Below are 9990 nucleotides of genomic sequence, written 5' to 3'. Positions count from 1 at the left end.
TGATAGTGCGGATCCCCGTGTGAAAGTAGGTAATCGTCAGGCTCCCAACCCCCATCAAACCCCCGCCAGCTCTCGCTCGCGGGGGTTTGTGCTTTAGCGCACCAAAATAGGTATAAGTGAGGGCGTCGAGAAATGGCTTGGCTGCACTATGCTTGACATAGTCGGCGGTCACCGTCATAATCGTCCGTTCTCTGCGGAGGGGTGCCCGAGTGGCTAAAGGGGGCAGACTGTAAATCTGTTGGCTTACGCCTACGTTGGTTCGAATCCAACCCCCTCCACCAGAATGCAATGGTGAGTGGCAGGAATCGCATGGCCCAAGCGGGTGTAGCTCAATGGTAGAGCAGAAGCCTTCCAAGCTTACGACGAGGGTTCGATTCCCTTCACCCGCTCCAATGCCAAGAAGTACCTGCCCATGTGGCTCAGTGGTAGAGCACTCCCTTGGTAAGGGAGAGGTCGGCAGTTCGATCCTGCCCATGGGCACCAGAGAGTGTCAGTGATAGTTTGCGTGCGGCGCAACATACGGTAAATCCTCTTAGGAGTCGAACATGGCTAAAGGCAAGTTTGAGCGGACCAAGCCGCACGTGAACGTCGGCACGATCGGTCACGTGGATCATGGCAAGACGACGCTGACGGCGGCGATCACGACGATTCTGTCGCAAAAGTTCGGCGGCGAAGCGAAGGCGTACGACCAGATCGACGCGGCGCCGGAAGAAAAGGCGCGCGGCATCACGATCAACACGGCGCACGTGGAGTACGAGACGGCCAACCGTCACTACGCGCACGTGGACTGCCCGGGTCACGCGGACTACGTGAAGAACATGATCACGGGCGCGGCGCAGATGGACGGCGCGATCCTGGTGTGTTCGGCCGCGGACGGCCCGATGCCGCAAACGCGCGAGCACATTCTGCTGGCGCGTCAGGTCGGTGTGCCGTACATCATCGTGTTCCTGAACAAGTGCGACATGGTCGATGACGCGGAGCTGCTCGAGCTGGTGGAAATGGAAGTGCGCGAGCTGCTGTCGAAGTACGACTTCCCGGGCGACGAGACGCCGATCGTGAAGGGCTCGGCGAAGCTGGCGCTCGAAGGCGACAAGGGCGAGCTGGGCGAGCAGGCGATCATGAGCCTGGCCGATGCGCTGGATACGTACATCCCGACGCCGGAGCGCGCGGTGGATGGCGCGTTCCTGATGCCGGTGGAAGACGTGTTCTCGATCTCGGGTCGCGGCACGGTGGTGACGGGTCGCGTGGAGCGCGGCATCGTGAAGGTCGGCGACGAAATCGAGATCGTGGGGATCCGGGCGACGGCGAAGACGACGTGCACGGGCGTGGAAATGTTCCGCAAGCTGCTGGACCAGGGTCAAGCGGGCGACAACGTGGGTATCCTGCTGCGCGGCACGAAGCGCGAGGAAGTGGAGCGCGGTCAGGTGCTGGCCAAGCCGGGCTCGATCACGCCGCACACGCACTTCACGGCCGAGGTGTACGTGCTGTCGAAGGACGAAGGCGGTCGTCACACGCCGTTCTTCAACAACTACCGGCCGCAGTTCTACTTCCGTACGACGGACGTGACGGGCTCGATCGAGTTGCCGAAGGACAAGGAAATGGTGATGCCGGGCGACAACGTGTCGATCACGGTGAAGCTGATTGCGCCGATCGCGATGGAAGAAGGTCTGCGCTTCGCTATCCGTGAAGGCGGCCGTACCGTCGGCGCCGGTGTCGTCGCGAAGATCATCGAGTAAGCCAGTCCCGTCTCGTTGATCAGTGGTTTCGGGGTTGGCGGCAAGCCAGCCCCAAATGGTTTAGGGGTATAGCTCAACTGGCAGAGCGTCGGTCTCCAAAACCGAAGGTTGGGGGTTCGATTCCCTCTGCCCCTGCCAACTTTCTGCGCGTAGTAGGCGCAAATAAGGTGTTATGGCGAATCCTTCCGTCGAAGCTGTGGATACTTCCAGCGACAAATTGATGCTTATCGCGGGCGTACTGCTTTTCTTGGCCGGATTCGTTGCTTTCTTCTGGCTGAGTGGCCAGGAATGGTATGTGCGCGGTGCGGCCTTGTTGGTCGGCATCGCCGCGGGTGTTGTGGTCGGTCTGTTCTCCTCCCCCGGTAAGAGCTTCATCGCTTTCGCCAAGGACTCCTACAAAGAAGTTCGCAAGGTCGTCTGGCCGACTCGCAAAGAAGCGACGCAGACCACGCTCGTGGTCTTCGGCTTCGTGCTCGCAATGGCGGTCTTTCTTTGGGTTAGCGATAAGTCCATCGAATGGGTCATTTTCTCGGCGATTCTGGGTTGGAAATGATATGAGCGGCGATACTCCGGCATCCCCGAGCGGCAAACGTTGGTACGTCGTGCACGCCTACTCCGGCATGGAGAAGAGCGTGCAACGCGCGCTTCAGGAGCGCATCGAGCGCGCCGGCATGCAAGACAAGTTCGGCCAGATTCTCGTTCCGACTGAAGAGGTCGTCGAAGTCAAGGGCGGTCACAAATCGGTGACGGAGCGCCGCTTCTTCCCCGGCTACGTGCTCGTCGAGATGGAAATGACCGACGAAACCTGGCACCTCGTGAAAAACACGGCCAAGGTCACGGGCTTTGTCGGCGGGGCGCGCAATCGCCCGAGCCCGATTTCCCCGCGGGAAGTCGAAAAGATCATGTCGCAGATGCAAGAGGGCGTGGAGAAGCCGCGTCCGAAGACATTGTTCGAGGTCGGCGAAATGGTGCGCGTCAAAGACGGCCCCTTCACGGACTTCAACGGCAGCGTCGAAGAGGTCAACTACGAGAAGTCGCGCGTCCGCGTTTCCGTCACCATTTTCGGTCGCGCCACGCCTGTCGAGTTGGAATTCGGACAGGTCGAAAAGCTGTAGTCGAGTTTCATGCGGATTGCCCGCGCGCGGGCAGTCCCTTCAGCGCTTACGGTCCGCTCAATGACCGTTGAGGAGCGTCAGTAGCCGCAAGCATCGAAGCGACGAACGCGCGTTATCACTCACCGAACGCCCACGCGTTCCAACGAGGTTGTCCAAATGGCAAAGAAAATTATCGGCTTTATCAAGCTGCAGATTCCTGCAGGTAAAGCCAACCCGTCGCCGCCGGTCGGTCCGGCACTGGGCCAGCGCGGCCTGAACATCATGGAGTTCTGCAAGGCGTTCAACGCGCAGACCCAGTCGATGGAGCCGGGTCTGCCCGTCCCCGTCGTCATCACCGCGTTCGCCGACAAGAGCTTCACGTTCATTCTGAAGACGCCGCCGGCCACGGTGCTGATCAAGAAGGCCGCGAAGGTCGACAAGGGCTCGAGCAAGCCCCATACCGACAAGGTCGGCAAGATCACGCGCGCCCAGGCAGAAGAAATCGCCAAGACGAAAATGCCGGATCTCACGGCAGCCGACTTGGATGCCGCGGTCCGTACGATCGCCGGCAGCGCCCGCTCGATGGGCATCACCGTGGAGGGCGTGTAAATGGCTAAGGTTTCGAAGCGTTTGCAGGCATTCGCAAACAAGGTCGATCGTCAGAAGCTCTACCCGATCGAGGAAGCGCTCGTGCTCGTCAAGGAATGCGCGACGGCGAAGTTCGATGAGTCGATCGACGTGGCCGTGCAGCTCGGCATCGATGCGAAGAAGTCGGATCAGGTCGTGCGTGGCTCCGTCGTGCTGCCGGCCGGTACCGGCAAATCGGTGCGAGTCGCCGTCTTCGCGCAAGGCGAAAAGGCCGAGCAGGCCCGCGCCGCGGGCGCCGAGATTGTCGGCATGGAAGACTTGGCCGAGCAGATCAAGGGCGGCAACCTGAACTTCGACGTGGTGATCGCGTCGCCGGACACGATGCGTGTGGTCGGTACGCTCGGTCAGATCCTCGGTCCGCGCGGCCTGATGCCGAACCCGAAGGTCGGCACCGTGACGCCCGACGTCGCCACCGCCGTGAAGAACGCGAAGGCCGGTCAGGTGCAGTTCCGCGTCGACAAGGCGGGGATTATCCACGCTACGATCGGCCGTGCCTCGTTCGAGCCGAGCGCGCTGCGCACCAACCTGTCGGCACTCGTCGAAGCGCTGCAAAAGGCGAAGCCGGCGTCGAGCAAGGGCGTGTACCTGCGCAAGATCGCGGTGTCGAGCACGATGGGTGTCGGCGTACGCGTCGATCAAACATCGCTCGCCGCGCAGTAAGCAGTCACCGCGGAATAGAGCAAGGTAGTAAAGAATCTATCGCGCCGGCAGGCAAGGCCACACAGGTAGTCGGCAAAGCCGGTAGCCGGCGCGATATTTAAGTGCTTTGGGCGGTCGCGGGAAGCGGAAGTTCGCCTCTCTCGGCCGGTTGTCAAAGACCGTTGGCGGAAGTGCAGCAGTTGGGCATTTCCTTAATCCCAAAGCCAACGCAGATGGCGAACCCGAACAGTTTTGCAGTGATGAAGCCGGCCGCCGGCTGCAGCGATGCGAAGGCGGATGGTCGAAATACTCCTAACACGTCGGACGCCGTTGTTGAACGCGGCACGCAAGGTTCGATTGAAGCAATCGCACCGCGTGTGTCGAATTTGGAGGTTGACCGTGCCACTCAACAAGGAAGATAAGCAGGCCGTCGTGGCTGAGGTTTCCGCGCAGGTTGCGAAAGCCCAGTCCATGGTGCTGGCCGAGTATCGTGGAATCACGGTTGGCGATCTGACGAAGCTGCGCGCGAAAGCGCGCGAGCAGCAGGTGTACCTGCGCGTGTTGAAGAACACGCTGGCGCGTCGCGCCGTCGAAGGTACCCCGTTTGCTCCGCTGGCTGAGCAGATGACCGGTCCTCTGATCTACGGCATCTCCGAAGATGCCATTGCCGCGGCAAAAGTCGTCAACGACTTCAGCAAAGGCAATGACAAGTTGATCATCAAGGCCGGTTCCTACGAAGGCAAGGTGATGGACAAGGCTGGCGTGCAAGCGCTCGCCAACATCCCGAGCCGCGAGGAACTGCTCTCGAAGCTGCTGTTCGTCATGCAGGCGCCTGTTTCGGGCTTTGCGCGCGCGCTCGCCGCGCTCGCCGAGAAGAAGCAGGGCGAAGCCGCCTGAGCTTGCTCAGGCCACGCATGAGGGACGGCGGCCGGGCGTAACTGATCGCTGGCTGTATCCGAATTCAATTTAGGAGTATTTCAAATGGCAATCGCAAAAGAAGACATCCTCGAAGCCGTTGGCGCGATGTCGGTGCTGGAACTGAACGAGCTCGTCAAGGCGTTCGAAGAGAAGTTTGGCGTGTCGGCCGCTGCCGTGGCAGTGGCGGGCCCGGCGGGTGCTGGCGGCGGCGCGGCCGCGGCGGCGGAAGAGCAGACCGAATTCACGGTCAACCTGCTCGAAGCCGGCGCGAACAAGGTCTCCGTCATCAAGGCCGTTCGCGAACTGACGGGCCTGGGCCTGAAGGAAGCGAAGGACCTCGTCGACGGTGCACCGAAGCCCGTCAAGGAAGCGGTGCCCAAGGCTGCCGCCGAAGAAGCGAAGAAGAAGCTCGAAGACGCCGGCGCGAAGGCAGAGATCAAGTAACATCCTGCGCGCTGTGCGAAGGCTGGCGGTATTTCCACCGCCGGCCTTTTTGTGCTTTGTGGGGACTATGTTTTGCGACGTGCGAGCGCCGCGACATGGGCCCCAGAGGCCAAAGAAAATTGCCCATCGGCCGCGCCTCGGCCAGCTCGATCGGCATTTTTCTTTGTCTTCTGAAGCGACTGCAGAAGGCAAGTTTGGTCGGGCAACGGAACGCAGTATTCAAAAGCAGCAGGCTCCGTTGCCGTCAGCCAGCGGTTGGTAGCGGCCAACCACCAAGCTTCTAGGCTCGTTCAAGCCTTAGGACGGCCATCGGGTCTCAGTCGGTGAACACTCGGGTTCTCAAATCTTGGCCACACGCCTCGACAATGCCCGCCGTGATTCGGAGATCGTATGCAATATTCCTTCACCGAGAAGAAGCGCATTCGCAAGAGTTTCGCGAAGCGCCCCATCGTTCACCAAGTACCTTTCCTGCTGGCCACCCAGCTTGAATCATTCAGCACGTTTCTGCAAGCGGAGGTGCCCGCTTCGCAACGCAAGCCCGAAGGTTTGCAGGCGGCGTTCACCTCCGTTTTCCCGATCGTTTCGCACAATGGCTTCGCGCGCCTCGAGTTCGTGAGCTATGCGCTGTCGGCACCTGCGTTCAACATCAAGGAATGCCAGCAGCGCGGCCTCACCTATTGCTCGGCGCTGCGCGCCAAGGTGCGCCTCGTCATTCTCGACAAAGAGTCGCCGAGCAAGCCTGTCGTCAAGGAAGTGAAGGAGCAGGAAGTCTACATGGGCGAAATTCCGCTCATGACGCCGACCGGCTCGTTCGTCATCAACGGTACCGAGCGTGTCATCGTCTCGCAGCTGCACCGTTCGCCGGGCGTGTTCTTCGAGCACGACAAGGGCAAGACGCACAGCTCGGGCAAGCTGCTGTTTTCCGCGCGGATCATTCCGTACCGCGGCTCGTGGCTCGACTTCGAATTCGACCCGAAGGACATCCTCTATTTCCGCGTCGACCGTCGCCGCAAGATGCCGGTCACGATCCTCTTGAAGGCGATCGGCCTGACGCCCGAGCAGATCCTCGCGAACTTCTTCGTCTTCGACAACTTCGCGCTGATGGGCGAAGGCGCACAAATGGAGTTCGTGCCCGAGCGTCTGCGCGGTGAAGTCGCGCGCTTCGACATCACCGATCGCGATGGCAAGGTCATCGTCCAGAAGGACAAGCGGATCAATGCGAAGCACATTCGCGACCTCGAGAACGCGAAGACCAAGTACATCTCGGTGCCCGAGGACTATCTGATCGGCCGCGTTCTCGCGAAGAACGTCATCGACAGCGAGACGGGCGAAGTGATCGCGAACGCGAACGAAGAGATCACCGAAAGCACGCTGCAAAAGCTGCGCGAGGCGAAGGTCAAGGACATCCAGACGCTCTACACGAACGATCTGGATCAGGGCGCATACATTTCGTCGACGCTGCGTATCGACGAGACGGCCGACAAGACGGCCGCGCGTATCGCGATCTACCGGATGATGCGTCCGGGTGAGCCGCCGACGGAAGAAGCGGTCGAAGCGCTCTTCAATCGTCTGTTCTACAGCGAAGAGGCTTACGATCTCTCGAAGGTCGGCCGTATGAAGTTCAACCGTCGCGTGGGCCGTGAAGAGATCACGGGCCCAATGACGCTGAACGACGACGACATCCTCGCGGCGATCAAGATCCTCGTCGAGCTGCGCAACGGCAAGGGCGAGGTCGACGACATCGACCACCTCGGCAACCGGCGCGTGCGCTGCGTCGGCGAGCTCGCGGAGAACCAGTTCCGCGCGGGTCTCGTGCGTGTCGAGCGCGCGGTCAAGGAGCGTCTCGGCCAGGCCGAGAGCGAAAACCTGATGCCGCACGATCTGATCAACTCGAAGCCGATTTCGTCGGCGATCCGCGAGTTCTTCGGCTCGTCGCAGCTCTCGCAGTTCATGGACCAGACGAACCCGCTCTCGGAGATCACGCACAAGCGCCGCGTCTCCGCGCTCGGTCCGGGCGGTCTCACGCGCGAGCGCGCGGGCTTCGAGGTGCGCGACGTGCACCCGACGCACTACGGCCGTGTGTGCCCGATCGAAACGCCTGAAGGTCCGAACATCGGTCTTATCAACTCGCTCGCGCTTTATGCGCACCTGAACGAGTACGGCTTCCTCGAGACGCCGTACCGGAAGGTCGAAGACGGCAAGGTCACGAACCAGATCGATTACCTCTCGGCGATCGAAGAAGGGCGCTACGTGATCGCGCAGGCGAACGCGGCGGTGGCCGACGACGGCACGCTGACCGACGAGCTCGTTTCGTCGCGTGAAGCGGGCGAAACGCTGATGGTCACGCCGGATCGCATCCAGTACATGGACGTCGCGCCGTCGCAGATCGTCTCGGTCGCGGCTTCGTTGATTCCGTTCCTCGAGCACGACGACGCGAACCGCGCGCTGATGGGCTCGAACATGCAGCGGCAGGCGGTCCCGTGTCTGCGTCCCGAAAAGCCGGTCGTCGGCACGGGTATCGAGCGCACGGTGGCGGTCGACTCGGGTACGACGGTGCAGGCGCTGCGCGGCGGTCAGGTCGACTATGTCGACGCGGGCCGTATCGTCATTCGCGTGAACGACGATGAAGCGGTTGCCGGTGAAGTCGGTGTGGACATCTACAACCTGATCAAGTACACGCGTTCGAACCAGAACACGAACATCAACCAGCGTCCGATCGTGAAGGTCGGCGACCGCGTGACGCGCGGCGACGTGCTCGCCGACGGCGCATCGACGGATCTCGGCGAGCTCGCGCTCGGCCAGAACATGCTGGTCGCGTTCATGCCCTGGAACGGCTACAACTTCGAGGACTCGATCCTGATCTCCGAGAAGGTCGTGGCCGACGATCGCTATACGTCGATCCACATCGAAGAGCTCAACGTCGTCGCTCGCGATACGAAGCTCGGACCTGAGGAAATCACACGCGACATCTCGAACCTCGCGGAAGTGCAGCTCTCGCGTCTCGACGAGTCGGGCATCGTCTACATCGGCGCCGAAGTCGAGGCGGGCGACGTCCTCGTCGGCAAAGTGACGCCGAAGGGCGAAACGCAGCTCACGCCGGAAGAGAAGCTCTTGCGTGCGATCTTCGGCGAGAAGGCCTCGGATGTGAAGGATACGTCGCTGCGCGTGCCGTCGGGCATGAGCGGCACCGTGATCGACGTCCAGGTGTTCACGCGCGAAGGCATTCAGCGCGATAAGCGCGCTCAGCAGATTATCGACGATGAGCTGAAGCGCTACCGCCTGGATCTCAACGACCAGCTTCGCATCGTCGAAGGCGACGCGTTCCACCGTCTCGCACGCATGCTCGACGGCAAGGTCGCGAACGGCGGTCCGAAGAAGCTCGCGAAGGGCACGAAGATCGATCAGCCGTACCTCGAGGATCTCGACCACTACCACTGGTTCGACATTCGCCTCGCCGACGAAGACGCGGCCGCTCAGCTCGAAGCGATCAAGGATTCGCTCGAACAGAAGCGTCACCAGTTCGATCTTGCGTTCGAAGAGAAGCGCAAGAAGCTCACGCAGGGCGACGAGCTGCCGCCGGGCGTGCTGAAGATGGTGAAGGTGTACCTCGCGGTGAAGCGCCGCCTGCAGCCTGGCGACAAGATGGCGGGCCGTCACGGCAACAAGGGCGTCGTGTCGAAGATCGTGCCGATCGAAGACATGCCGTACATGGCCGACGGCCGTCCCGCCGATGTCGTGCTGAACCCGCTCGGCGTGCCGTCGCGGATGAACGTCGGTCAGGTGCTCGAAGTGCATCTCGGCTGGGCGGCGAAGGGTCTCGGCTGGCGCATCGGCGAGATGCTGCAGCGTCAGGCGAAGGTCGAAGAGCTGCGCGTGTTCCTGACGAAGCTCTACAACGAGTCGGGCCGTGCCGAGGAGCTCGACGGCTTCTCCGACGACGACATCATCGAGCTCGCGAAGAACCTGCGCGAAGGCGTGCCGTTCGCGACGCCGGTGTTCGACGGTGCGACGGAGCACGAGATGTCGAAGATGCTCGACCTCGCGTTCCCGGACAACGTTGCCCAGCAGCTCGGCATGACGAAGTCGAAGAACCAGGTGCGCCTCTATGACGGCCGCACGGGCGAGGCATTCGAGCGCCCGGTGACGGTCGGCTACATGCACTACCTGAAGCTGCACCACTTGGTGGACGACAAGATGCACGCCCGTTCGACCGGTCCGTACTCGCTCGTGACTCAGCAGCCGCTGGGCGGTAAGGCGCAGTTCGGCGGTCAGCGCTTCGGTGAGATGGAAGTCTGGGCGCTCGAAGCGTACGGTGCGTCGTATGTGCTGCAGGAAATGCTGACGGTCAAGTCGGACGACGTGACGGGCCGGACCAAGGTCTACGAGAACCTGGTGAAGGGCGACCACGTGATCGACGCCGGCATGCCCGAGTCGTTCAACGTGCTGGTGAAGGAAATCCGGTCGCTCGGTATCGATATCGATTTGGACCGGAACTAATAGGACTATTGGAG

8 protein-coding genes and 4 tRNA genes are annotated in these 9990 nt (G+C 61.5%); all 12 read left to right on the top strand.

The features are described from left to right. The first annotated feature begins 195 nt into the window (after positions 1-195). The 12 genes from B0G57_RS19355 to rpoB all read left to right on the top strand — a co-directional run bounded on the left by B0G57_RS19355 (position 196) and on the right by rpoB (position 9976). Positions 196-281 (top strand) — tRNA-Tyr (locus B0G57_RS19355). A 37-nt stretch (positions 282-318) separates the two neighbouring features. After that, positions 319-392: transfer RNA gene (locus B0G57_RS19350), tRNA-Gly, on the top strand. Positions 393-408: 16 nt separating this feature from the next. Further along, positions 409-483: transfer RNA gene (locus tag B0G57_RS19345), tRNA-Thr, on the top strand. 62 nt (positions 484-545) lie between these two features. Continuing rightward, positions 546-1736 (top strand): elongation factor Tu, encoded by a 1191-nt coding sequence (gene tuf / locus B0G57_RS19340; protein ID WP_102607194.1) that lies wholly within the window; start codon positions 546-548, stop codon positions 1734-1736. A 62-nt stretch (positions 1737-1798) separates the two neighbouring features. After that, positions 1799-1874 (top strand) — tRNA-Trp (locus B0G57_RS19335). Positions 1875-1908: 34 nt separating this feature from the next. After that, a complete protein-coding gene (secE, locus tag B0G57_RS19330; protein ID WP_018442867.1) occupies positions 1909-2289 on the top strand; it encodes a preprotein translocase subunit SecE in 381 nt (126 codons plus the stop codon). 1 nt (position 2290) lies between these two features. Next, the gene (gene nusG / locus B0G57_RS19325; protein ID WP_018442866.1) at positions 2291-2851 is read left to right on the top strand and encodes a transcription termination/antitermination protein NusG; all 561 of its coding nucleotides are present in this window, start codon (positions 2291-2293) and stop codon (positions 2849-2851) included. A gap of 156 nt (positions 2852-3007) precedes the next feature. After that, positions 3008-3439: a 50S ribosomal protein L11 gene (gene rplK, locus B0G57_RS19320; protein ID WP_018442865.1), complete on the top strand. Its 432-nt coding sequence runs from the start codon at positions 3008-3010 to the stop codon at positions 3437-3439. Further along, a complete protein-coding gene (gene rplA, locus B0G57_RS19315) occupies positions 3440-4138 on the top strand; it encodes a 50S ribosomal protein L1 (RefSeq protein ID WP_018442864.1) in 699 nt (232 codons plus the stop codon). A 378-nt stretch (positions 4139-4516) separates the two neighbouring features. Continuing rightward, complete coding sequence (gene rplJ, locus B0G57_RS19310) at positions 4517-5014, top strand: 50S ribosomal protein L10 (RefSeq protein WP_026230078.1); 498 nt, start codon at positions 4517-4519, stop codon at positions 5012-5014. An 84-nt stretch (positions 5015-5098) separates the two neighbouring features. Beyond that, positions 5099-5479 carry a 50S ribosomal protein L7/L12 gene (rplL, locus tag B0G57_RS19305; protein ID WP_018442862.1) on the top strand — a complete coding sequence of 127 codons (381 nt, stop codon included), beginning with the start codon at positions 5099-5101 and terminating at the stop codon, positions 5477-5479. Positions 5480-5869: 390 nt separating this feature from the next. Beyond that, a complete protein-coding gene (rpoB, locus tag B0G57_RS19300; RefSeq protein WP_018442861.1) occupies positions 5870-9976 on the top strand; it encodes a DNA-directed RNA polymerase subunit beta in 4107 nt (1368 codons plus the stop codon). Positions 9977-9990 lie beyond the last annotated feature (14 nt).

This window comes from Trinickia symbiotica, from assembly GCF_002934455.1.
GTDB classification, from domain to species: Bacteria; Pseudomonadota; Gammaproteobacteria; order Burkholderiales; family Burkholderiaceae; genus Trinickia; species Trinickia symbiotica.
The sequence above is the reverse complement of the archived record's forward strand: the minus strand, read 5'-3'. Positions and strand labels throughout refer to the sequence as shown.

Excerpts from the sequence above, each read along its gene's own strand:
- tuf (WP_102607194.1), top strand. The coding sequence starts at position 546 with ATGGCTAAAGGCAAGTTTGAGCGGACCAAGCCGCACGTGAACGTCGGC.
- secE (WP_018442867.1), top strand. The coding sequence starts at position 1,909 with ATGGCGAATCCTTCCGTCGAAGCTGTGGATACTTCCAGCGACAAATTG.
- nusG (WP_018442866.1), top strand. The coding sequence starts at position 2,291 with ATGAGCGGCGATACTCCGGCATCCCCGAGCGGCAAACGTTGGTACGTC.
- rplK (WP_018442865.1), top strand. The coding sequence starts at position 3,008 with ATGGCAAAGAAAATTATCGGCTTTATCAAGCTGCAGATTCCTGCAGGT.
- rplA (WP_018442864.1), top strand. The coding sequence starts at position 3,440 with ATGGCTAAGGTTTCGAAGCGTTTGCAGGCATTCGCAAACAAGGTCGAT.
- rplL (WP_018442862.1), top strand. The coding sequence starts at position 5,099 with ATGGCAATCGCAAAAGAAGACATCCTCGAAGCCGTTGGCGCGATGTCG.
- rpoB (WP_018442861.1), top strand. The coding sequence starts at position 5,870 with ATGCAATATTCCTTCACCGAGAAGAAGCGCATTCGCAAGAGTTTCGCG.